This is a genomic window from Streptomyces sp. NPDC059455 (genome assembly GCF_042750115.1).
GTDB classification, from domain to species: domain Bacteria; phylum Actinomycetota; class Actinomycetes; order Streptomycetales; family Streptomycetaceae; genus Streptomyces; species Streptomyces endocoffeicus.
This window is the reverse complement of record NZ_JBHYVB010000121.1, coordinates 1-22,601: the sequence shown is the minus strand read 5'-3', so window position 1 is coordinate 22,601 and position 22,601 is coordinate 1. Positions and strand designations below refer to the sequence as shown.

The 22,601-nt window shown below is 67.9% G+C and carries 21 protein-coding genes and 5 pseudogenes; 16 read left to right on the top strand and 10 right to left on the bottom strand.

Annotated features, from left to right (window positions below):
- Window positions 1-155: 155 nt before the first annotated feature.
- The 3 genes and pseudogenes from ACFXB5_RS33875 to ACFXB5_RS33865 all read right to left on the bottom strand — a co-directional run bounded on the left by ACFXB5_RS33875 (window position 156) and on the right by ACFXB5_RS33865 (window position 3,189).
- A complete protein-coding gene (locus ACFXB5_RS33875) occupies window positions 156-518 on the bottom strand; it encodes a FeoA domain-containing protein (RefSeq protein ID WP_385215173.1) in 363 nt (120 codons plus the stop codon).
- A gap of 146 nt (window positions 519-664) precedes the next feature.
- Window positions 665-1,747 carry a helix-turn-helix domain-containing protein gene (locus ACFXB5_RS33870; protein WP_385215170.1) on the bottom strand — a complete coding sequence of 361 codons (1,083 nt, stop codon included), beginning with the start codon at window positions 1,745-1,747 and terminating at the stop codon, window positions 665-667.
- 62 nt (window positions 1,748-1,809) lie between these two features.
- A pseudogene (locus ACFXB5_RS33865) lies at window positions 1,810-3,189 on the bottom strand (transposase).
- Window positions 3,190-3,211: 22 nt separating this feature from the next.
- On the opposite strand from ACFXB5_RS33865, the pseudogene ACFXB5_RS33860 reads away from it, so the two are divergent.
- Together ACFXB5_RS33860 and ACFXB5_RS33855 are read left to right on the top strand one after the other, a co-directional pair.
- Window positions 3,212-3,559: pseudogene (locus tag ACFXB5_RS33860) on the top strand (transposase); the annotation flags it as partial.
- A 61-nt stretch (window positions 3,560-3,620) separates the two neighbouring features.
- Window positions 3,621-3,782, top strand: a pseudogene (locus ACFXB5_RS33855) (IS3 family transposase); the annotation flags it as partial.
- A 143-nt stretch (window positions 3,783-3,925) separates the two neighbouring features.
- Here ACFXB5_RS33855 and ACFXB5_RS33850 read toward each other — a convergent pair.
- Entirely contained in the window at window positions 3,926-4,387 is a 462-nt protein-coding gene (locus tag ACFXB5_RS33850) for a MarR family winged helix-turn-helix transcriptional regulator (protein ID WP_385215168.1), read from the bottom strand.
- A gap of 136 nt (window positions 4,388-4,523) precedes the next feature.
- On the opposite strand from ACFXB5_RS33850, the gene ACFXB5_RS33845 reads away from it, so the two are divergent.
- From ACFXB5_RS33845 to ACFXB5_RS33830, 4 genes are all read left to right on the top strand, one after another.
- Window positions 4,524-5,087: an NADPH-dependent FMN reductase gene (locus ACFXB5_RS33845; RefSeq protein ID WP_385215166.1), complete on the top strand. Its 564-nt coding sequence runs from the start codon at window positions 4,524-4,526 to the stop codon at window positions 5,085-5,087.
- Window positions 5,088-5,093: 6 nt separating this feature from the next.
- Entirely contained in the window at window positions 5,094-6,083 is a 990-nt protein-coding gene (locus ACFXB5_RS33840; protein ID WP_385215163.1) for an amidohydrolase family protein, read from the top strand.
- Between the two features lie 334 nt (window positions 6,084-6,417).
- Window positions 6,418-7,293 carry a catechol 1,2-dioxygenase gene (locus ACFXB5_RS33835; protein ID WP_385215160.1) on the top strand — a complete coding sequence of 292 codons (876 nt, stop codon included), beginning with the start codon at window positions 6,418-6,420 and terminating at the stop codon, window positions 7,291-7,293.
- Between the two features lie 3 nt (window positions 7,294-7,296).
- Complete coding sequence (locus ACFXB5_RS33830; RefSeq protein WP_385215158.1) at window positions 7,297-8,808, top strand: dioxygenase; 1,512 nt, start codon at window positions 7,297-7,299, stop codon at window positions 8,806-8,808.
- A gap of 318 nt (window positions 8,809-9,126) precedes the next feature.
- Here ACFXB5_RS33830 and ACFXB5_RS33825 read toward each other — a convergent pair whose 3' ends face one another.
- Together ACFXB5_RS33825 and ACFXB5_RS33820 are read right to left on the bottom strand one after the other, a co-directional pair.
- Complete coding sequence (locus ACFXB5_RS33825; RefSeq protein ID WP_385215155.1) at window positions 9,127-10,023, bottom strand: AraC family transcriptional regulator; 897 nt, start codon at window positions 10,021-10,023, stop codon at window positions 9,127-9,129.
- 87 nt (window positions 10,024-10,110) lie between these two features.
- The gene (locus ACFXB5_RS33820; RefSeq protein WP_385215152.1) at window positions 10,111-11,055 is read right to left on the bottom strand and encodes an MBL fold metallo-hydrolase; all 945 of its coding nucleotides are present in this window, start codon (window positions 11,053-11,055) and stop codon (window positions 10,111-10,113) included.
- A 298-nt stretch (window positions 11,056-11,353) separates the two neighbouring features.
- On the opposite strand from ACFXB5_RS33820, the pseudogene ACFXB5_RS33815 reads away from it, so the two are divergent.
- The 7 genes and pseudogenes from ACFXB5_RS33815 to ACFXB5_RS33785 form a co-directional block, all read left to right on the top strand.
- Window positions 11,354-11,785: pseudogene (locus tag ACFXB5_RS33815) on the top strand (integrase core domain-containing protein); the annotation flags it as partial.
- Window positions 11,775-11,960: a hypothetical protein gene (locus ACFXB5_RS33810; protein ID WP_385215150.1), complete on the top strand. Its 186-nt coding sequence runs from the start codon at window positions 11,775-11,777 to the stop codon at window positions 11,958-11,960. The pseudogene ACFXB5_RS33815 and the gene ACFXB5_RS33810, both read left to right, overlap by 11 nt.
- 690 nt (window positions 11,961-12,650) lie before the next feature.
- The gene (locus tag ACFXB5_RS33805; protein ID WP_385215148.1) at window positions 12,651-13,439 is read left to right on the top strand and encodes an MHYT domain-containing protein; all 789 of its coding nucleotides are present in this window, start codon (window positions 12,651-12,653) and stop codon (window positions 13,437-13,439) included.
- A gap of 75 nt (window positions 13,440-13,514) precedes the next feature.
- Window positions 13,515-15,971: a nitrate- and nitrite sensing domain-containing protein gene (locus ACFXB5_RS33800; protein WP_385215146.1), complete on the top strand. Its 2,457-nt coding sequence runs from the start codon at window positions 13,515-13,517 to the stop codon at window positions 15,969-15,971.
- Window positions 15,968-16,396, top strand: coding sequence for a roadblock/LC7 domain-containing protein (locus ACFXB5_RS33795; protein ID WP_385215145.1), 429 nt, complete (start codon window positions 15,968-15,970; stop codon window positions 16,394-16,396). Before ACFXB5_RS33800 ends, ACFXB5_RS33795 begins: the two co-directional genes overlap by 4 nt.
- Window positions 16,389-16,766, top strand: a complete 378-nt coding sequence (locus ACFXB5_RS33790) for a DUF742 domain-containing protein (RefSeq protein WP_385215142.1) — start codon at window positions 16,389-16,391, stop codon at window positions 16,764-16,766. Before ACFXB5_RS33795 ends, ACFXB5_RS33790 begins: the two co-directional genes overlap by 8 nt.
- A complete protein-coding gene (locus ACFXB5_RS33785; RefSeq protein WP_385215139.1) occupies window positions 16,747-17,364 on the top strand; it encodes an ATP/GTP-binding protein in 618 nt (205 codons plus the stop codon). The genes ACFXB5_RS33790 and ACFXB5_RS33785 overlap by 20 nt, the downstream gene beginning before the upstream one ends.
- Before the next feature lie 5 nt (window positions 17,365-17,369).
- Here the strand turns inward: ACFXB5_RS33785 and ACFXB5_RS33780 are convergent, their stop codons facing one another.
- A complete protein-coding gene (locus ACFXB5_RS33780) occupies window positions 17,370-17,555 on the bottom strand; it encodes a hypothetical protein (RefSeq protein WP_385215208.1) in 186 nt (61 codons plus the stop codon).
- Here ACFXB5_RS33780 and ACFXB5_RS33775 point away from each other — a divergent pair.
- On the top strand, window positions 17,521-17,844 hold the full coding sequence (locus ACFXB5_RS33775; protein WP_385215205.1) for an integrase core domain-containing protein: 324 nt from the start codon (window positions 17,521-17,523) through the stop codon (window positions 17,842-17,844). The two genes, ACFXB5_RS33780 and ACFXB5_RS33775, sit on opposite strands and share 35 nt — an antisense overlap.
- Before the next feature lie 436 nt (window positions 17,845-18,280).
- On the opposite strand, the gene ACFXB5_RS33770 is transcribed toward ACFXB5_RS33775, so the two are convergent.
- Complete coding sequence (locus tag ACFXB5_RS33770) at window positions 18,281-18,937, bottom strand: GntR family transcriptional regulator (RefSeq protein WP_385215136.1); 657 nt, start codon at window positions 18,935-18,937, stop codon at window positions 18,281-18,283.
- A gap of 24 nt (window positions 18,938-18,961) precedes the next feature.
- The gene (locus ACFXB5_RS33765) at window positions 18,962-20,134 is read right to left on the bottom strand and encodes an acyl-CoA dehydrogenase family protein (RefSeq protein WP_385215133.1); all 1,173 of its coding nucleotides are present in this window, start codon (window positions 20,132-20,134) and stop codon (window positions 18,962-18,964) included.
- Between the two features lie 132 nt (window positions 20,135-20,266).
- Between ACFXB5_RS33765 and ACFXB5_RS33760 the strand changes: the two genes are divergently transcribed.
- Window positions 20,267-21,391 carry a CaiB/BaiF CoA transferase family protein gene (locus ACFXB5_RS33760; protein WP_385215130.1) on the top strand — a complete coding sequence of 375 codons (1,125 nt, stop codon included), beginning with the start codon at window positions 20,267-20,269 and terminating at the stop codon, window positions 21,389-21,391.
- 16 nt (window positions 21,392-21,407) lie between these two features.
- On the opposite strand, the gene ACFXB5_RS33755 is transcribed toward ACFXB5_RS33760, so the two are convergent.
- Complete coding sequence (locus tag ACFXB5_RS33755; protein ID WP_385215129.1) at window positions 21,408-21,935, bottom strand: flavin reductase family protein; 528 nt, start codon at window positions 21,933-21,935, stop codon at window positions 21,408-21,410.
- A gap of 76 nt (window positions 21,936-22,011) precedes the next feature.
- Here ACFXB5_RS33755 and ACFXB5_RS33750 point away from each other — a divergent pair.
- A pseudogene (locus ACFXB5_RS33750) lies at window positions 22,012-22,601 on the top strand (integrase); the annotation flags it as partial.

Below are 22,601 nucleotides of genomic sequence, written 5' to 3'. Positions count from 1 at the left end.
TGAATGGATCGCACGGAACCGTTCCTCACCCCAGACCGGGTGCGGCACCCCGATGACCGCGGACTGGGCGACGGCCGGGTGGAGCGCGGTCATGGGCGCCTCGGCCTGGCCGTAGAACTGGAAGAACACGGGGCCGATCCGCTCGATGGGCTCTTTCAGCCGAGCCGGTCGCCCGCGTGGCTGAGCGGCACGCAGGACAGGACGCGCGGCGGTCGCGGCCATTCCCACTCGGCCAGCATGACGCTCCACAGCGCCGCGCTGCTGCCGCGCCGCGTCGCCATGCTCTTCGGGCTGCCGTCCGGCAGGTTGTGGGAGAGCAGCGCCACCCGAGTCCCCTCGACCACGCCGAGGCTCGTCAGCGCCTGCACGTACTGGGATGTCGCGTCGTGTACCTCGCCGACGGTCGCTGTCCGACCGTCCGGGAGGTGCGGCAGCGGGCGGCCCGGGTCCTGGTTGAGCGCGTTCACCAGTAGGTCGATCGTGTTGAGGGGACGACGAACGGGGTCTTGCGAGTACATGCCGGACCGGGCTCCTCTGCGTTCGGGTGCTGGACGGCACGCGACCTTGACATTGCCTAGGACGATGGCACGCGACGGGGCGTGCGACATCGGGCAACTGTCCGATGTCTGCTCCGTGACGTAGGACAACCGGCGCGGTGGGGCGATCAGACTCGCTCGTCCTGCTGCCTCCAGAGGCGGTACAGGCACACGGTGAGGAAGAACTGAGCGCGCCGGTTCGGCTCGGCGAGCGAGTAGCCGAGCTCGGCCTCGGCCTTCTGCACCCAGTAGGCCACGGAATTGTGGTGCAGGTAGACCTGCGCCGCGGCCTTCCGCAAGGAGCCCGTGATCGCGTAAGCCTCCAGGACGAACAGGATCTGCTCGCCGTACTGCTCGAACAGTCCGGCGAGGACCCCAACCTCCGGCACGGCGTCGATCTCGTCGTGGCTGAGACGGCAGAGGGCCGCAAGCCCGGTGAGCCGCGCGCCGTCGATCAGTACGCCGTGAATGGGCTGGTACGGGCCGCGGTCGTGCGGCGAGGGCCGGGTGAACAGGTACGCGTCATGGGCGTTGACGTACGCTTCCCGGGTGCGTGCCGCCGGCACGATCCTGCTGTACGCGGCCCGGACGTCGACGGGGACTCCCGGAACGGTGACGCCGTCCGCGCCGTCCGCCATGAGGAGGAGCACCGCTTTCCTCTGGTGATCCGTGCGGGCAACGATCTTCTGCGCGTCCGCGACCGCCTCCGCGAAGTGCTCGACGCCGGCGCCGGGGCCGCTGCACAGCAGAACTCGGATCTCCGTGTGGCGGGTGATGCCGAGCCGCGTGAGCGCCGATTCGTGCGCGGCCTCGCTCGACGTGCCGTTGATGAGCACGCTGATCGGCTCGGACTCCGTGTGCGTCAAGGCCGCGCCCCAACGCTCGATGATCGACACGGCGGCGGACAGCCGGTTGAGGAAGTGACGCGCCGTGGGCTCGGGCAGGCCATCGACCCAGACCCGGCCGCCGGAGCCGACCACCGGCACCGAGAACGCGGTCAAGGGGCTGCCCACCGGCGTCAGCGCCCCACACCCATTGCGGGCGACGCCGCCCCCGTCGTCCCTGGCCCTTCCCACAGCGGCCCGCATGAAAAGCGCCGCTCGCTCGATCAGGCGGTCGAGGTCGGCGCCTTCGAAGAGCTGCGTATCGAAGAAGGCGGTGATGGTGGACTCATCCGGCTGTTTCGTCGACGCTGGCCCCTGGGAGTTCACTGCTGCGTCCCTTCGCTCACCACCGCATTGCCGGTTTTCGAGGGCGGGAGTGGGGGAACAGCCTAGCCTCTCTGTTTCGCTTCGGGTGGCTGAGCCGGGCTGAGCGGGTGTAGGGCCGTGAGGCGTGCGAATGCGCTGGTCAGCTCGTTTCGCCAGGGCCAGGTTGCGGAGATGCGCAGGTGGAGGCGGCGGCCGCCGCGGGTGATGCGGGCTGCGGCGGGCAGTGGTCGGTAGCGGAGCTTCTTCGGCTCGGCGGGGGCCAGTTCGCCCTCCAGCAGCGGTGTCTGGGTCCAGGCGAGCAGGTCGATGGCGGTCGGGGACAGCTCCGGCCACGACTTGGTTGATGGTGAAGTAGCGGGAGGGGAAGCGGCCGAAGCCGGTGGTCTTGCCCCAGCGGATGCGGTCCTCGACGCGGGCGTGCGCGCGGTGGCGGACCTCCAGGTGCTGCAGGGAGTCTTCACTGAAGGGGGTGTCGGTGAGGAAGACCTGGTGGCGCATGCCCTCGTCCAGGTCGAACAAGGAGGGCTGGGTGCCGGGGTGCGGGCGTTCACGGCGGACGATGATCCGTGTGCCGTCCGGGTAGCCGACGAGATCGACCATACCGGTCAGCTCGGCGACTTGCGCACCGGCGCGGAGGTTGCCGTCCTGTTCCAGCGCGGGGTGCCAGACCTGTTCGGGCAGTGCCCGGATCGCGCGGCGGACTGGCTCGGTGACGGGAGACCCGACCGAGAAGAACGTGTGGATGCCACGCTCGCGCAGGGGGGCGTATGTGGTGCGGGAATGCTTTGGCTGCTCCGGCGCTGTCGGCCCTGAGCAGTCCGGCCAGGGCTTCGCCGGTGTTGTCCAGGAAGCACAGGATCGGGTGGTAGCCGAAGCCACGTTTGTACGTGGGTGCTGCCTGTTCTTTCTCGGAGTGGCAGGTGACCAGGGTGGCGTCGATGTCCGGGACCAGGCCGGACAGGTCGCGCCCACCGGCCCGTGAAGCCGGTGTCCCTGCCCAGGTCTCAGCGGCTTGCAGCCATGCGACTTCCCGGGCGGCGGCCCGGGCCGTGCGCAGTGCCGTGAGTGCGGTGGTGTCGATACCGGCCGGCAGCCGCCAGGGCGGTGGGGGTGGAGGCCACCGGGCCGAACACCGCACGCTGGTCGCGCAGCAGAGTGAGGTCCGCAATCGCCTCGCCGCCGTCGGCGGGCATGACAGCCAGATCGGTCGCGACCCGGCCGGGTTCGTGTCCGGTGCCCCGGGGCCGAAGTCGACGCAGCGCGTCGGTGAAGGCGTCGGTCAGGCCGGTGGCATCGGCGAGATCGGCCAGCAGGCGGGATCCGGCGTGGTTGACCACCCCGCGACCCTCGGCCGAGACAACGAGCTTGGGACGTGACCCGGTAGTGTTCACGCAGAAAGTGCCTTCCTGCTGTGACGACAGAGACCTTGGGCGCCATCTCATTTGGGCCGGTAGCCTGTCGGTCGTGGTTTCGATCGTCGAGCGGCTGGTGCCGGATGAGTTGTGGGAGTTGTTCCAGCGCGTGGTCCCGGAGGCTCCGTCCCGGCCCCAGGGCGGTGGCCGGCGCCGGCACGGTGACCGGGAGGTACTGGCCGCAATCGTGTTCGTTGCCACGTCGGGCTGCACGTGGCAGCAGTTGCCGTCCGCGTCGTTCGGGCCGTCGGGAGCGACGGCTCACCGGCGTTTCGCGGAGTGGTCGAAGGCCCGAGTGTGGGCTAGGCTCCACCGCCTGGTCCTCGACGAACTCGGCTCCCGCGGTGAGTTGGACTGGTCCCGCCGCGCGATCGACTCGGTGAACATGCGGGCTCCGAAAAGCACTTCCTGGCCTTCACAAGCATCGCCTGCACCCTCATCTGCTACCGCAGACTCACCAAATGAGATGGCGTCTTGGACAACGCCGTCACCAAGAGTTCTTCGCCTCGCTGGAAACAGAACTCATCGACCGAACCGCCTTCCCCACGTGCCACCACACCAAGCAGGCCCTTTTTGACTACGTTGAGGGCTTCTGTAACCCGCGCCGCCAGCACTCCGCGAACGGCCCGCACAGCCCACCGAATTCGAACATCGACACGCCGCTGAGGCATTGGCCAACCTCGCACAAGCCGCGGCATGGGCTGCAAGCCCGTCTGTGGCCATCAGACCGGGGCAACTCCAATCCGGCGGGTGGTCGCTCGTCGTTTCACCCTGAACGCTCGATGCGGGCGAGCACCTTATCGGAGATCCGGTGCAGCGTCCGTAGCTCGTCCGGGGCCAGGACGTTGATGAACAGGTCCAGCACCTGGCTGACGTGCCCAGGGGCCGCGTCTGCCAGGTACGCGAAACCGGCTTCGGTCAGGATCGCCTGCGTGTAACGCCCGTTGTGCGGGTCGGGCTCGCGGCACACGAACCCGCGCTTCTCGAGCCGACCGATCATGTGGGACAGGCGGGACAGTTCCGTGTTGGCCAGGACCGCGAGCTCGCTTATCCGCAGGCGGCGCCCGGGCTGGTCGGAGAGGTGCGCCAGCACGTGGTACTCGATGAAGCTGAGCTTCGAGTCCTGCTGGAGCTGCGACTCCAGCGCCGCCGGCAGCCTCTGGAGGAGCTTCATGAACCCGCGCCACGCCGCTAGCTGATCAGCGCTGAGCTGGCGCGGCTCGGACATCTTGGGCTCCCCTGGGGCAGACATATGCGCAGCATACCCATGTCACCGAGGGCCTGACTTGAACATTCACGCGAGGTAGGCTAGGTTCGCACTTGAATATTCAAGTGTGAGTGCGTCCAGATGGGAAGGACCATCCATGAGCGACCTGAAGCTCGCCATCATCCTCGGCAGCACCCGCCCCGGCCGTAACGGTGAAGCGGTGGCGAACTGGGTACTGGCCAAGGCCAAGGAGCGGACGAACGCCGACTACGAGCTGGTCGACCTGCTCGACTACCCGCTGCCGCACCTGGACGAGGCCGTGCCGGCGAGCAGGGGCGCGTACGCGGGCGAGCACACGAAGGCCTGGTCCGCCAAGATCAAGGAGTTCGACGGATACGTCTTCGTCACCCCGGAGTACAACCACTCCACCTCTGGGGTGCTGAAGAACGCTATCGACTACCTCTACGCTGAGTGGAACAACAAGGCAGCAGCCTTCGTGTCGTACGGCTCGCTCGGCGGTACGCGGGCGATCGAGCACCTGCGGGCGATCTCGAGCGAGTTGCAACTGGCCCACGTGCGCCAGCAGCTGTCGTTCTCGTTGCTCACCGACTTCGAGAACTTCTCGGTGTTCAAGCCCTCCGTGACACACGACCATGCTACTTCCGTCCTGTTCGACCAGCTCGAGTCCTGGGCCGGCGCGCTCAAGTCCGTCCGAAGCTGAGTCTCGATGAAGCTTTACGGGCTCGAAGAGCACTTCGTCACCGCCGACGTGCTCGATGCGTGGAAGCGGCGCGACCCCCAGCTCGCCGAGCCGATGATGAAGTGGGCTGTCGCCAGTGACATCACGCCGGCGTTGCTGGACCTGGGCGGCGGACGCATCGCCGCGATGGAGGACGCCGGGATCGACACCGCGGTGCTGTCGCTGACGACGCCGGGGCTGCAGAACCTCGACGCGGCGGAGGCAGTCCCCTTGCAGGCGCCCACGAACGACGCGATCGCTGCCGCCGTGCGCCGCCACCCGGGGCGATTCCAGGGGTTTGCGGCGCTCGCCACCTCCGCACCGTCGGCCGCGGCCGAGGAATTGCGGCGTGCGGTCACCGAGCTGGGGCTCAACGGCGCGCTGGTCAACGCGAACTCCGGTGGCCGGGCTCTGGACGCGCCCGGATTCTGGGACGTCTACGAGGCTGCCGAGGATCTGCGCGCACCGATCTACCTGCATCCCAGTGTTCCGTTCCCGGCCGTCACCGCGGCCTACTACCGCGGTTTCGGTGAGCCGGTGGACAGCATGCTGGCGACCGGGGCGTTCGGTTGGCACTACGACGCCGGGCTGACCGTGCTCCGGATGATCGTCGGTGGCGTGTTCGACCGGTTCCCCAAGCTGCAGGTCATCCTGGGGCACTGGGGCGAGGTGGTGCTGTTCTACCTCGACCGTGTCGCGGCCATGGACAAACTCACCGACCTGCGGCATCCGATCGCGGAGTACTTCCGCTCGAACATTTTCATCACCCCGGGCGGCATCTCCAGCCACAAGTACCTGCGGTGGAGCCTGGAGACGGTGGGGATCGAGCGGATCATGTACGCCTCGGACTACCCGTTCAACCGGGAGAGTACCGGATCCGCACGGCGTTTCCTGGAAACGGCACCGATTGGCGAGGCCGACCGCGAACGTATCGCCTTCCGGAACTGGGAAAAGCTCGTCGCCGGTATCCGGCGCTGACCGATCGCGCCGAAAGGGGGTTCGCGTGCCGGTTCTGCCTGGCCGGGAGGCCGCTGTATTTCACCGATTCGGGTAGTGGTGGGGATGCAGTCGCGTTCCTGCACCCCGCCTCGCGCTCGGCTGACAGTTGGGTGCACCAGGTCGGCGAGTTCGTCTCGGCCGGCTTCCGGGTCGTCGCCTACAACCGCCACGGCACGAGTCGCCCTCCCCGCGCGGAAGCTGTCTGACTCACCTCGCTGCCCTGGCACCTATCGGAACCTGCACTCGATTTCCTGACGTGTCACCGCGTCCGCCCGAACCGCACTGTCCCCGTCCCGAAAAGGAGCCAACGCACTTGAGCGAGTCCCAAAGCCGACTGCAGGTCGTGTTCACCGATCTGCGCCGCGCCGTCGACGACGTCATCCTCAAACACCAGGTCACCCTCGAGGAACTGTTTGCCACGATCGGATGGCTGCAGCAGGTCGCCGACGCCGGCGAACTGCCTTCCGCGAGCATCTTGTTCTACAAGACCGTCCTCAAAGGAACCGTGGGCGCGACCTACGCCCACCCGGAGAAGGACGGCGCGAGTCACTGGGAGATGGAGGGCCCCGCCCACCGCCCCGGAGCCCCCGTCCTGCACAGCCCCGCCGTCCTGCCCATGCGCCCCGACGAACCCGGAGAACCCCTCATCGTGTCCGGGACCGTACGCACCACCACAGGCGACCCGCTGCCCGGAGCCGCCCTGGAGATCTGGCAGATCGACGCCAACAACGTCTATTCCGGCATGGACAGCAGCGACTTCGAACCGCTCGACATCCCCAACGACTCCACCGGCATCCCCGCCAGCAACCTCCGCGCCAGAATCATCACCGATGCTGACGGCCGCTACGAGTTCCGCACAGTGATGCCCGGCACCGAAACCTTCGGCCTGGCCACGGACAGCCCACTCGCCACACTGACCCGAGCGTTGCAGCTTCAAGGCCTGCGCCCGCTGCACATCCACGCGATCGTCTCCGCCGACGGATGCCTACCACTGACCACCCAGATCTACTTCGACGGCGACCCACTGGTCGCCAGCACCATCGAAGGCGCTATCCCCGCCGACGCGGTCAAGACCACTACCCGCCATGACGACCATCACGCTCGCGGATTCGACCAGCCTTACCGCACCCTCACCTACGACTTCGTCTTACGCCCCACGGCCGAAGGCGCCACTGCCACTCCACAGTAAACGGTGCAGAGTCGGCACACGCAGCGGAGCGCGGCAAGCACCCGCACCGACCATGCCGGCTCGTCGTCTGAAGAAGCGCAACGCCTGATCGACATCACGCCACAACAACCGGAGAACAACCATGCGCGCACTGCGCATCTCCGCCGCCTACGGCCAGCCCACCCTTGGCGACGTCCCGATCGCGGAAGTCGGCGAGGACGCCGTCGACGCCGCCGACGCTGGCAGCGAGGTCCTGGTCAACGGCACAACGCCGGATCGGTCGCCGACCAGGGTGTCGTCGCCTACTACGCCGACCGCGTCGACGCCCTGGTCAACCTCGCTGGAAACTCCCCCGAGCAGATCCCCTCAGGCGAGGTCAAGGAGGCCAGCGGGGTCTCCTTCACCACCACGGGACCTGACGAGGACACCCTCGCCGCTGTCGGCCTCACCGGCCGTAAGGTGATGGCACACGCCACCCGAGAGGTCACCACTCCGGTCGCGACAAAGGGCGCGGAAGGCTCCACGCAGGTCAGCGTCGCCCAGGTCCTCGACTCGACCACGCCGCCGAAGGACTCGCCATCCTCGCCTCGGGCAGCACTCGCGGGTCACCTTCTGAGTTCGAGACAGACGTTCGTCTCCACAAACCACCTAGTAAGGTCAACCATGAATGCTGCTGCCGATCCTGCGGCCGTCTACGACCAGTTCATGAGAGTGCGGGCTCCCGCCAGTCGCGATCAGCGTCGCTGGACGCCGGCCGATGGGCCGATGCCCGCGCTCTACCTCAGCCATGGCTCTCCGGCGCTGTTCGAGGACGCGGTGTGGATGAGCGAGCTGTTCGGCTGGTCCCAGGCGCTGCCCAAACCGACGGCGATCCTGATCGTCAGCGCGCACTGGGAATCGGTGCCGCTCAGCCTGTCGGCGTCGGGCCCCAACACGCCGTTGGTCTACGACTTCGGGGGCTTCGCCCAGCGGTACTTCCAGATGACCTACGAAACACCGGACGCCGGCGCACTGGCCGCCCGGGTCGCGGCCTCGATGCCGGACAGCGAACCGTTCCACCAACACGCCAGCCGCGGCCTGGACCACGGTGCGTGGGTCCCGTTGAAAACCATGTACCCCTACGGCGACGTTCCGGTCCTGCAGATGTCCTTGCCTACACACGACCCCGCCCGGCTGATGGACATCGGCGGTCGGCTGCGGGGTCTGCGCGAGGAAGGCGTCCTCGTGGTCGGGTCGGGCTACATGACGCACGGGGTTCCCTTCCTCACCCGGGACCAGTTCGTGCACAACGTCGTGCCGTCCTGGTCCGCCGACTTCGATGCCTGGGCGGCCGACGCCCTCGCCCGTGGTGACCTCGACACCTTGATGAACTACCGCAGCCTCGCCCCCGCAGTGCTCTTCGCGCACCCCACCGTCGAGCACTACACGCCGATGTTCGTCACCCTCGGAGTCGCGACCGACGCCGAAGTGCCCGTCCGGACGACGATCGAGGGCTACCGGTTCGGGCTGTCCAAGCGATCCTTCCAAGTCTCGTGATCGAACCGGCCGCAGGAGACCGACCAGTAGGACTCCGTTAGACCTAACGGAGTCCTCCTAGGATCCTTGAGTTCTAGCCTCGCGCTTTCATGAAGCGGGCTGTCCGACAGGCGGTCAGGTAAGCGAAAAATGCCTCTGACCAGCGAGAATGAGGATTGCTGAGGTCCTTGTTCCCGCCCCTGTCGGAGGCACTTTCCAGGTGAGTCGAACCGGAATGGAGCAAGCTTCCTGGCCTTCTTAGAGAAGGCCATCAAGCCGCACGCGGGGACCCAGATCCATGTCGTCCTGGACAGCCTCTCCACGTACACCACTCCGCGGTCATCCTGGGCTCGGATGCCACTGCGTCGGCTGCTGGTCGCCGGTGTGCGTCCGCCGGTAGCGACCGGGAGAGGTGCCGTGCACGCGTTTGAAGGCGTTGGCAAAGGCGTACTGCGAGCCGTACCCGACGCTGCGCGCGATGGACTCGAGAGATGTGCCGCTTTCTTTGAGCAGGCGGGCGGCAATGCTCAGTCTCCACCAGGTCAGGTAGGTCAGCGGCGGCTCTCCCACCAGAGTGGTGAATCGGCGCGCGAACGCCGCCCGGGACACGTTGGCTTCCTTGCCCAGTTCCTCGACGGTCCAGGCGTGGGCCGGGTTCTCGTGCATGGCGCTGAGAGCGGCACTGATAACGGGGTCGGCAAGCGCTGCGGACCAGCCGGGCGCGCCGCGGTCGGACTCGTCCTCAAGCCAGGCTCGAAGCATGTAGATCAGCAGCAGGTCGAGCAGCGTGGAAAGGGCGGACACGGATCCCTGCTGTGGGTTTTGCAGTTCGGTGCCGAGCAGGGACACGGCGGAGTGCAGTGCGGGATGGCGCCCGAACTGCACTCGCAGGTGGATGACGTCCGGCAGGGTGGCCAAGAGGGGATGGGGGTGTGTCTGATCGAGCTGATAGGCCCCGCACAGCAGGGAAGTGGGGCTGTCGGCCGCTGCGTCGGCGTGGCCGAGATTTTCCAGGGCGTGCTGTGCGCCGTGCGGGGTGAGTACCACGTCGCCGATACTGAGCGTTCGCTGTGAACCGTCGGGTGTCAGCAGTCGGCACGATCCGCTCAGCACGATGTGGAACCCGGCTCCGGCGAAAGAGGCGAAGGGGATATGCCAGACACCCGCGCGGTCTTCTCGGTTGGCGAAGGGGCGTCCTGCGCGGAAGGAAGTAATGACATCACTGAGCACGTCCACGTCTGCCAGAGTATGCGATCGATTAAAGATTCGGCGCAAATCGGCACCCATCGTCTCGTTCGCCGGATGACGATTGGTTGTGGTGCGTCAGGTGAGGCGGACCGGGCGACCGGGATTCGCTGCTGGCGCGGTCAGGGGTGCCCACTGCTTGATGGTGAAGGTTTCTCCCTTCCGGACGACTTCGGCCCCTCCGGCGCCGCCCAGATGGGCCGGGATGATGAGGGCGTTGGTGTCTGCGGCCTCTTCCAGCATGCGGCGGCGACTCCTGGCCGCCTGCTGCTGGTCTTCGCTCAGGCAGGTGTCGTGGTCTGGGGTGAGGAACTGCAAGGGCGTGTGGATGAGGTCTCCGACGAAGAAGGCGCGGTCCGTGCCGGAGTGCAGCTTGAGCACCGTGGAACCGGGGGTGTGTCCGGGAGCCAGTTGGAGGGACAGGCCGGCGGCGATGGAGTGCTCGTCGCCTTCCCACAGCAGGGCCTGACCGGCTCGGTGAACGGGCAGCACGCTGTCGTCGAAGCCCGCCCTGCTGTCGGCGGGGTCGCCGAAGTCCGACTTGCGGGGGATGTTGTTAGCGGGGTTCCAGTAGTCGAAGTCGGCCTTGTGCATCAGGTACTGAGCGTTGGGGAATGTCGGTGCCCACTCGCCGTTCTCCAGCCGAGTGTTCCACCCGACGTGGTCGGTGTGCAGATGGGTGTTGACAACTGTGTCCACGTCTTCGGGCTGCACGCCAATCGCGGCGAGCCGGTGTAGGAAGTCGCCGTCGCGGTTGGCCAGCAGACCGTGGACGCGCGGCTTGTCGTTGCCCAGCCCGGTGTCCACCAGGATTGTGCGCCCCTGTCCACGCAGCACCCAGGTCTGCATATGGGCCTGGTAGTCGCCGGTCGCGGCATCCCAGAAGTGCGCGTCCAGCCAGGTCTGGTGTTTTTGCCATGCGTCGGCGGGGATGGAGGGGAACAGCACGCTGACCGGCGCGAAAGAGCCGTGCCACTCGGTGATACGGCTGATCTCGAAATCTCCCAAAGCGAATGTCTGCATGGTTCGAACTTACGAACATGCCGTAAGACGTTCAATAATCATGAGTATCTCATTGATGTGCGAACGTCTCGCTGTAGATGTTATGGATGATAGCGGTCCGTGAACCAATATCTGGCATGCGGAGCGGAGGGTGAACTTCACACAGGACGGCGTTCCGTGCTCGCGGGCAGGTCCACGACCCGGCTGTAGCGCCCGGCTCCACGGCGTCGGCCCCGCGCCAGCCGCCACGCGCCTGCCTCCCGGCCCGAGCGTCCCGGAAGACCCCGCACTGTCCAGTCCGTCCGGGCACTGGTGCTGCGCCTTCGCCAAGAACCTGGTCCTGGGCCTTGAGGACGCCGGCTGCCGGGCACGATCCATCATCAGAGACAGAGACGGGAAGTTCCCCGCCCTGTTCGACGCTGTCCTCAAGGACACGGGGATCGAGGTCGTCCTCACCCTCACCGGCATCCGGATGCCGAGAATGAACTCGGTCATGGAACGGTGGGTGCAGACCTGCAGACACGAACTCCTGGACCGGACCCTGATCTGGAACCAGCGCCACCTCCTCCACGCCCTGCGAGAGTTCGAGGAGTTCTACAACTCCCATCGACCGCACCAGGGCATCGCGAACGCCCGACCGCTACACCCACTGCCCACACCAATCGACGATCCCGACAAGCTGAGCCACCTCGGCATACGACGCCACGACCACCTTGGCGGCATCCTCCACGCATACAAACATGCCGCATGACCTGCACGGACGAGGTATTCGGCAAGCGCAGCGTTCCAAGTGCGCGTTCATGCGGGGGAGCTTGTGGCGCCCTGTTGAGGATCCCCATGTCTTCAGCCTGGAAGACGGCGTCGAACGCCTCGCCGTACTTGCCATCGCGGTCGCGCAGCAAGAAGCGCAGGATCTTGAGGCGTAGGCCAAGGTCGGCGGTGAGGTTCCTGGCATGTTGCACTACCCACTCCCGCGTCGGCGGGCGGTGACCCCGGTGATGTGCAGCCGCCGGGTGCCATGTCCGGCGTCAACTCCCCCTGGAAACGCCTCTGCCCCCACTGCGGATTCTCCCGGGCCAACCGCAGAACGAGCTTCCTGATCGCTTCCGGGGCGGGTGGGCGCCCGGTGCGCCGACGCGTGGTGTAGTCCCGCTTCACAGCGAGCAGCACTGGGGCGAGGTCGGTGAGAAGCGGCCGCTGCGCGGACGGTTCGATGAGGTGTTGTGGACCGCGAGGTCGTCGCCGACGGCATCAGGTGGTCGGTCAGGTCCGCAGGGGCCGCGTATCACCGTTGGCTCCACGGCCCAATGTTCGCCGTCTGCCCCCGTCAGGCTTGCGAAGAACCCGCAGCCCGTCAAGCCCCCACGAGCCTTCAAGGGCTTCCCCGCACGCCGCACCGTGATCTATGCCATAGGCGCACTGCGAGAGTCTCGTCCCCGGGACAGCTGAAGTGTCCGGGTGACGCAGATTGCGACCACGGAACTCGCAAGTAGGACAGCTTGAAGTGACCACACCGGCCGCGAGCTCCAGATACGCACTTTCCTGTGAAGCTTCTGTGAGGAATCGGAATGCTAGCGTCCACATCGCCTTGAAGTTGAGAAGAAGGAGGGGACGTCTTGGCACACCTTGACCACTTCAGCGCCGGATGGCTTTCACCTGTCACCGCGTATGTGATGGCCTGCATCGGTGCCGCGCTCGGACTGCACTGCACCATGAAGGCACTGGTGTCGGACGGCCGCTCCCGGCGCAACTGGCTGGTGACGGCATCGGTCGCGATCGGTTCGGGCATCTGGACGATGCACTTCATCGCCATGCTCGGCTTCGGAGTCGACGGGACCCCGATTCGCTACGACGTCCCGCTCACACTCCTCAGCCTGCTGGTGGCCGTGGCGGTCGTCGGGGCAGGCGTCTTCACCGTCGGCTACGGGCGATCACGCGGGCGCTCGCTCCTCGTGGGTGGCCTGGGTACCGGCCTCGGCGTCGGTGCCATGCACTACCTCGGGATGGCGGCACTCCGGTTCCACGGCAGCGTCGGCTACAAGCTGCCGATCGTCGCCCTCTCACTGGTCATCGCCGTCGCCGCGGCAACGGCCGCGCTCTGGGCCGCCGTTGTAGTGCGCGGCCCCGCGGGAGCGACACTCGCCTCCCTCGTCATGGGGCTCGCCGTGTCCAGCATGCACTACACCGGAATGGCCGCCGTGCGGATCGAACTCGCCCCACAAGGGGGCGTGCTGGACGGTGCCACGGCCACGCAGTTCATCTTCCCACTCGCGGTGGTCCTCGGTTCGTTCCTCTTCCTCGCGTCGGCCTTCGTAGCCCTGTCGCCCACCGAACGCGAGGCAGCCGAAAGCGCCGACGCCACCGCGGCCGCACCGCTCGACGACGCCGCCGCACCGGTCGGCTGAGTCCAGCCAGCGCCTTGCCCCGCCGCAACCGCCACCACCACCGAACCCCCTCACCCCTGACAGCTCGAGGAATTGATGAGCACATTCCTGGTGCCACGTTCGATCCGGGCGAAGATCGTCTGCCTCCTGATGGTCCCCGCCGTCTCCCTGATGGCGCTGTGGGCCTTCGCCACCGTCACAACGGCGCGTAGCGTCTCGGAACTGAGCCAGTACAAAGAAGCCAACTCCTCCCTCCTGAACCCGCTGGAATCGCTCGTCACCGCCGTACAGTCCGAACGCTCCGCCACCCTGCGTCAACTCGCCGCACCCAGCCGTGAACGCGCCGACGACGCGGTGGACAGGGAGAGGAACACCGACGCGGCCGTCGCCGCGCTCCGCAGCGGAATCCGGGCGAGCAGCCTGGACAGCGAGGGCGTGGGTGCGAACCCCGCGGACCGCGTGGACCAGCTGATGACCGACCTCGACGATCTCGGCGGGCTGCGCGAGCGGCTGCGTGGACGCGATGCCGGGTGGCAGGACGCCTACGACGCCTACAACAGCACGATCGCCCGCGCCTTCGCCCTGGAAGGATCCCTGGCCGCCATGCCGGGCCCCGACACTGCCTCGGCGACGCGCGTCGTCCTCGAACTGGCGCACTCCCGAGAGATGATCGCCCGTGAGGACGCGCTGATGGGCGCCGCACAGGTGTCGGGCCGTATCACCGGGGGCCAGTACGTGGAGTTCGTCGGTGCCGCCCACACCCAGCGGTACCTGCTCTCCGCTTCCGTGGACGATCTACGGGACACCGACGCGGCCCCGTACCGGAAGATCCTCACCGGGACCGCCATGCGGCAGCTGCGGGGCATCGAGGACGCCATGTTCGAGGCAGGTAACCGCAAACAAGACGGACAAGCCGGACAGGTCGCCGCGTCCGCCGACTGGAGCACGCCCGCCGGAGACGTCCTCCAGCAGCTCGCACGGGCGCAGCAGCAGGCGGGCACGGGCGCCGCCGACAGCACGGACCCCCTCTCGTTCGACGCCCTCGGCGGCTCGGGCGTCGCCGTGGTCCTCGGCCTCGTGGGAGTGGTGCTTTCGCTGGTGATCTCGGTCCGGATCGGCCGTGGCCTGATCGTCGAACTCACCGGCCTGCGCAACTCCGCGCTCACCCTGGCGGGCCGCGAACTGCCTCGTGCCATCGCGAGGCTGCACGCCGGGAAGCCCGTCGATCTCGATGCCGTAGCACCCGTGCGCCCCCAGCCGGACGACGAGGTGGGCCAGGTCGGCGCCTCATTGGTCGCCGTCCACCGGGCCGCGGTCAAGGCAGCGGCCGATCGGGCCGAGATCCTGCACGGCATCTCCGGCGTCTACGTGAACCTCGCGCGCCGCAACCAGACACTGGTACACCGCCAGCTCGCCCTGCTCGACACGATGGAACGCCGTAACGAGGACCCGGTCGAACTGGAGGATCTGTTCCGGCTCGACCATCTCACCACCCGGATGCGTCGCCACTCGGAGAGCCTCATCATCCTCTCCGGTGCCATGCCGGGGCGGCGCTGGCGGCACCCCGTCCCGCTCATGGACATCGTCCGGGCAGCCGTGGCCGAGGTCGAGGACTACGACCGGGTGCTGATCACGGACATCCCAGCAGTCCGGGTGCCCGGCGCGGCGGTAGCGGACCTCACGCACATGCTTGCCGAACTCGTCGAGAACGCCACGGCGTACTCGCCTCCGCCCACCAGGGTGCGCCTGTCCGCCGAGCGCGTTGGCGCGGGCATCGCGCTGGAGATCGAGGACCGCGGACTCGGCATGGAGCAGTCCGCGCTCGCCGAGGCCAACCGGCGCATCACCGACACCGAACGGATCGATCTGCTCGACAGCGGCCAGCTCGGCCTGTTCGTGGTGAACCGGCTCGCGCACCGCCTGGACGTGCGAGTGGCCCTCCGATCGTCGGTGTACGGGGGCATCGTCGCCGTGGTCCTGCTGCCCGGCCAAGTGGCGGGCGAACCGATCGATGAGACCGGTGACGGTGCGGAGACGGGGGAAGCGGCCACGGACGGCACGACCGACGGCCTGCCCCGCCGGATCTCGGCCAGACCGGGTGCCACCGACTCGGCGGAGACGGCGGCCGCGGAGACGGATCCGTACACGAGCCAGGTGGGTGCGGCGCCTGCTGTTCCCGTCCCGGCCCCGGCCGGGACGCCAAAGGAGCCGGTACACCCCACGAACGCACACGTAACGGAGCCCGTGCCCCCCACGTCGCATCCTGCTCCCGGCCAGCGGCCGTCGCCGACCACGGGCGAAGCACCTCCGCCTCATGCGGCCCGGCCCGAACTGCCCCGTCGTATACGCCAGGCCGGTCCGGCACCCGAGCCGTCCGACGAGACCGAACCATACGGGCAGACGCGGAATCCATCCGGGAGAACCCCCGAGGAGGCCCGCGCCACCATGGCGTCCTTCCGGACGGGCTGGGCCCGCGGCCAGGCCGTCAGGACGGCGCCGCGCCCCCAGAGGGAGAGCGACCACGGCACAGAAGGCAAAGGAGAGAACCGATGACCCGCACCGCCCACCGCTCCAGTGAACTCGACTGGCTTCTGGAGGAACTCGTCGCTCACGTGCCGGAGATCAGACAGGCAGTCGTACTCTCCGGCGACGGGCTGCCAGTCGGCTCGTCGAAGGCAGTGTCCCGAGACGACGGAGAGCGGTTCGCCGCGATCGCCTCCGGCTTCCACAGCCTCGCCAAGGGCGCCGGACGCCACTTCAGGGCTGGCAGGGTCGTCCAGACACTGGTCGAGCTGGAGGACGGATTCCTGTTCGTCGTCGCCGCGGGCGAGGGCTCGTGCCTTGCGGTATTCAGCGATGCCGCCGCCGATGTCGGCCTGGTCGCGTACGAGATGGCCCGGCTCGTCAAGCGGGTCGGCGCGCACCTCGGCACTCCAGCACGCGGCGAGGCCGGTGAGACCTCACGCCTCGATGACTGACTCCGATCAGCGCTGGTACGACGAAGCGGCGGGGCCCTTGGTACGCCTCTACGCCGTGACGACCGGGCGGGCGCACATCGGCAGCGAGCAGCAACTCGACCTGATGACCGTCATCCACGCACTGCCGGATGCCGGTCACGACCCAGTGCTCTCGCCCGAGCAGGCGGCGATCCTCCATCTGTGCAGACCACGGCCGCACCCCGTGGCCGACATCGCATCCGACTCCGAACTGCCACTGACAGTCGTACGAGTGCTCCTCAGCGATCTGCTGGCAATGGGCCTGATCCGCACCACGCCGCCCGTCCCGCCGGCCCGACTGCCCGACGCACGCATCCTCAGGAGGGTGATCGATGGACTCCGAGCGCTCTGACGCGCCAGCGCCCTTTCTCGCCCTCAAGATCCTGGTGGCCGGGGGCTTCGGGGTCGGCAAGACCACGTTCGTCGGCACGGTCAGCGAGATCCGGCCGTTGAACACGGAGGAGCTCCTGACCGAGGCGGGCCGGGTGGACGACAGCCTGGACGAGGTCACCGACAAGCGCACCACCACCGTGGCACTGGACTTCGGCCGGATCACCTTCGGCGACGACCTCGCGCTGTATCTCTTCGGCACTCCGGGCCAGGACCGGTTCTGGTTCCTGTGGGACGAGCTCGCCACCGGCGCTCTGGGCGCGGTGGTGCTCGCGGACACCCGGAGACTGCGGGACTCCTTCCCGGCTGTCGACTACTTCGAGCGGCACCGACTGCCGTTCGTCGTCGCCGTCAACTGCTTCAACGGCGTCCGCGACTACAGCGCGGGTGAAGTGGCGGCAGCGCTCGACCTGGACGAGGAGACTCCAGTAGTGCTGTGCGACGCGCGGGACCGGGAATCCGGGAAGGAGGTCCTGGTCACCCTGATCGAGCTGGCGGGCGAAGCCGCCACCACTCCCGCCACCACAGAACCCCGATGTGACGTGGGAACGCCTCGATGAAATGATCAACTGGCGTTCACCCCCGACGGACGCAGGCCGGTGACCAGTCCGGCGGCCAAGGCGTTCCAGTCGCGGGAGATGATCGCGAGTCGGAAAATCGAGCCGACCCGCGCCCTCACCGGGAAATCCTTCAAAAGTGCGCCACAAGCTTCCCGCATGAACGCGCACTGCGAACGCATCATCGGCAGCATCCGGCGCGAAGCCCTCGACCACATCCTCATCATGAACGAGACCCACGCCCGCCACGCCCTCGCGGCCTACGAGCGGCACTACAACCAGCACCGACCTCACCAAGCCCGCAACCAGCTCCCACCCGAGGACACCCCCGAACAACCCTCCGCACGACATGACTTCCACACCCACAAAGTCGAGCACACCCGGATCCTCGGGGCCTCATCAACGAGTAGAGATAGGGGTCGGGAGCCGGCAAAGGGCCCTTATGCCTCTCGATTGCAGAGAGCATCCGAATCGATGGGGTGACCTCGCGGGCCCGTGATTGACGACGGCACACAGGGGCGCGGTACGGCGCCGTAGGTCCACCGGATCGGGCGACGGACGAATCGGGCACCGTTGACACGTCTGCGAGTTGGGAGCACGAGGGCTCCCAGAGGGCTCCCACTTGCTCCCGGCCCGGAAACGGTCAAGGCCGTCCCCGCTACCCGCGGAAACGGCCTTCGACCTGCGAAAACGCTGGTCGGGACGACAGGATTTGAACCTGCGCCCCCTTGACCCCCAGCGGTGCGGCAACTCTCCGCGACAAGTCGTATCACTCTGCGGTCGAGTGTTTCGGGGCCGTACGCCGCCGTACGGAGCCAGCAGTCACGCGTACATCGCGAAGATCGGCTCGGCGGCACCCTTCACGAGTACCACCATGCAGCGGCTCAGCCGCCGGCCCTGTCGGCCACGGTCATACGGTTCAGTCGGCGAGGATGCGGGTGAGCGTCCGCAGCGCGCGGTCCCGGTGCGCGTCGAGCCCCGCGATCACCTCGTCCACCGCCTTGCGTCGCACCGCGCCGAGGATCTCGTCGTGGGCCTCGACCGCGTGCTCCCGCTCTTCCGGCGAGTTGTAGTACATCGCGCGGTAGGGCTCGGTGGAGTCCCACAGGAGCTGGATCAGGCGCACCGTGTGGGGTTGGTCCGCGGACTCCAGGATGCCGAAATGGAATCGGCGGTTCGCCTCCAGCTCGGCGGCGACGTCGCCGCGCCGGGCGGCCTCGGCGCAGTCACGGGCGGCGAGGGCGATCCGCTCGACGGCGTCCTCGTCGAGCGCGGGCAGGGCCTGGCGCACCGCGCGCTCCTCCAGCAACCGCCGCAGCGCGTAGATCTCCTGAAGGTCAGCGGCGTGCAGCTCGGTGATGAAGTAGCCGCGCCGTGGCCGGTAGACGACCTGCCCCTCCTGTTCCAGGGCCCGCAGCGCCTCGCGGACCGGGGCGAGGCTTACCCCGAGGCTGTCGGCGATCTCCTCCTGCAAGATCCGCTGCCCCGGCCGGTAGCGGCCGGAAACGATCGCCCGTCGCAGCGCCTCGAGGGCGTGCTGGGCCATCGTTCCCGGTCCGCTTCGCTGTGTCGTCATCGCCTCGACTCTAGCGGTGACGGTTCACCGGAACGCGTCGATCCCGGTCAGCGCGGCCCCGATGACCAGCGCGTGCACATCCGCGGTGCCCTCGTAGGTGACCACCGACTCGAGATTGGCCATGTGCCGCATCACCGGATACTCCAGGGTGATCCCGTTGGCGCCCAGCACCTGCCGTGCCGTGCGGGCTACGTCCAGGGCGGCATCGACGTTGCCCAGCTTGCCCATGCTCACCTGCTCGGGCCGCAATCGGCCATCGTCCTTGAGCCGGCCCAGGTGCAGTGCCAGCAGGGTCGCCCGGTTGACCTCCAGCGCCATCCGGGCGAGCTTCTGCTGCTGGATCTGGAACCCGCCGATCAGCTTGCCGAACTGCGCCCGGGTCGTGCTGTAGTCGATGGCGGCCGCCAGACAGGCCCGGGCGGCTCCGGCCGCGCCCCATACGATCCCGAAACGGGCCTCGTTCAGGCACGACAGCGGACCGCGCAGAGAGGTGGCGCCGGGCAGCATCGCCGAGGACGGCAGCCGGACCTCGTCCAGGACCAGCTCCGAGGTGGTCGACGCGCGCAGTGACAGCTTCTTGCGGATGTCGTGGGCCGAGAAGCCCTTGGTGCCCTTGGGCACCAAGAAGCCGCGGACGCCCTCCTCGGTGCGCGCCCACACCACCGCCACATCGGCCAGCGAACCGTTGGTGATCCACATCTTCTGGCCGTTCAGGAGCCAGTCGTCGCCGTTCCGCCGGGCGTAGGTCCGCATGGAGCTCGGGTCCGAGCCCGAGTCCGGTTCGGTCAGGCCGAAGCATCCGATGGCCTCACCGGCCGCCATCCGCGGCAGCCACTGGCGCTTCTGCTCCTCCGAGCCCCACCGGTGGATGGCGAACATGGCCAGCGAGCCCTGTACCGACACCAGGCTGCGCAGGCCGCTGTCGCCGGCCTCCAGCTCCAGGCACGCCAGTCCGTAGGCGGTGGCGCTCGTCCCGGCGCATCCGTAGCCCTCGAGATGCATTCCCAGCACCCCCAGCTTGCCCAGCTCCCCCACCAGTTCCCGGGGCAGCCGCCCCTGGTCGAACCAGTCTCCGATCCCGGGAAGCACCCGGTCGCGGACGAACGCGCGGACGGTGTCCCGGATGTCGCGCTCCTCATCGGAGAGGACGTGGTCGACGGAGAGAAAGTCCAGTGGAACTGCTGCCGAAGTGGTCATCGCCGACTCTCCTCTTGTTCTCGGAGCCTTTTGTTCTCGGGACCTTTTGTTCTCGGAGCCTTGTTCTCGGCGTCGCGGGCCCCATAGTCTTCGAATCTCGATTTTCGAAAATCGATGATTGGAGGCTCGCAGATGACGACCGCTCTTGGCAACCTCCGGGTACTGGACTTCGCCCGCGTCCTGGCCGGCCCCTTCGCCACGATGCTCCTCGCCGACCTGGGCGCCACCGTCACGAAGGTCGAGCGCCCGGGGACCGGCGACGACACCCGCGCCTGGGGCCCGCCCCACGACCAGCACGACCAGGCCACTTACTTCCAGGCCGTCAACCGCAACAAGGACACGATCGCGCTCGATCTGTCCGATCCGCGCGATCGCGCCGAGGCGCGGCGGCTGGCCCTGTCCGCCGATGTGGTCGTCGAGAACTTCCGGCCCGGACTCATGGCGGAGTTCGGCCTCGACCACGAGCAGCTCCGGGCCGACAACCCTGGCCTGATCTACTGCTCGATCACCGGCTTCGGACGCGGCCCCGGCGCCCAACTCCCCGGCTACGACCTGCTCGTCCAGGCACTCGGCGGGCTGATGAGCATCACCGGCGAGCCCGACCGCGAGCCCCAGAAGGTCGGTGTGGCCGTGGTCGATGTGCTCGCCGGGCTGTTCGCCACCACGGGCATCCTCACCGCGCTCCATCACCGGACCCGCACCGGCGAGGGCCAGCGGGTGGATGTCGACCTGCTGTCGTGCCTGCTCGCCGCGCTGGTCAACCAGGCCAGCGCCTACACCTCCGGCGGTGTCGTGCCCACCCGGATGGGCAACCAGCACCCCAGCATCGCGCCCTACGAACCGCTCCCCTGCTCCCACGGCGAGCTGGTGCTCGCCGTGGGCAACGACCGCCAGTTCACCGACCTGTGCCAGGTGCTCGGCGCCCCACACCTGGCCGCCGATGAGCGGTACGCCACCAACACGGCCCGGGTGCGGCACCGGGGTCAGTTGCGCACGGAGCTGATACGCCTGCTCGCGGCCAGGCCGGCCGAGGACTGGGCAAAGGAGCTGACCCGCGTACGCGTGCCCGCCGGAATCGTCAACGACATCGCCGGCGCCTTCGCGCTCGCCACCGGCCTCGGGCTCGCCCCGACCGTGGAGCTTCCCCGCGCCGACGGCAGCGCCGTGACCCTGTGCCGCAACCCGATCGGGCTTTCCGCGACACCACCGGTCTACCGGTCCGCGCCGCCACCACTGCCGCGCCACCGGCGCACCTGACCCACCGCGCCCACGGTCATCGTCCGTCGCCGTCCACGAGCACGGTCTTCGGCGTCCGGCCGATCGGCCGCATCGAGGTGACCTCGCCCAGAGCGGCGTAATTGGGTCCCGCGATCCGGGCGATCGGCCGCATCGCGGCGGTGTCGACCTTGCCGTCGGCCATCAGCGAGTCCCGGATGTGGAAGGTGAGGACCTCGCCGACGACGAACTCCGCACCGGTCAGCCCGTACTCGGTGACGCTGTGCAGGGCGCACTCCAGGCTGACCGGTACATCCCGCAGCCGCGCGACGCCGACCCGGTCGGAGTCCACCGTGCCCAGGCCCAGCGTCTCGACCTCGCTGACGCAGGACGGATACTCGACAGCACTCTGATGGACCGCCTCGATCATCGTCTCGTCCGGGATGTTGACGACGAACTCGCCACCGCGATGGATGTTGTGGCCGGTGTCCTTGCGCACGCCCGCCTTCCGGCCGATGTTGATGCCCACCATCGGGGGTTTGCTGGAGACGAAGGTGAAGCAACTGAACGGCGCGAGGTTGAGCACCCCGTGTGGGGCTCGTTATTCATCGCTGCTGGTCAAACGCCCCACCCGGAGTGCTGAGAGCTGCGACCGTGATGGGATGATCGTGTCGCTTCTGTACCAGGTGACTCGACGTCTTCTCTCCGTCCCGGCAATGCTTCTCCGGCGGGACACCTCGAAGGAGGCCGAACTTCTCGTCCTGCGCCACGAAAACGCCGTGCTACGACGCCAACTACAAGGACGAGTACGGTACGAACCCGCGGACCGCATGTGGTTCGCCTCCCTGTCCTCACTGATCCCCCGCCGCCGCTGGGCAAAGGTCTACCCCATCGCACCCAGCACGCTATTGGCCTGGCATCGCAAGCTCGTCGCCCGCCGCTGGGACTACTCCCGACGACGCCGCGGTCCCGGACGGCCGCCCACACAGACCGTCATCAAGAACCTCGTACTGCGCCACGCCCGTGAGAACAGCCGATGGGGCCATCACCGGATCCAGGGCGAACTGGCCCGGCTCGGACACCCGATCGCCGCCTCGACCCTCTGGCAGATTCTCCACACCGCAGGAATCGACCCCGCACCCCGCCGCGCCGGCCCAACCTGGCGCGGGTTCCTCTCCGCACAGGCCACCAGCCTGATCGCCTGCGACTTCCTCCACATCGACACCATCAGCCTGCACCGCCTGTACGCCCT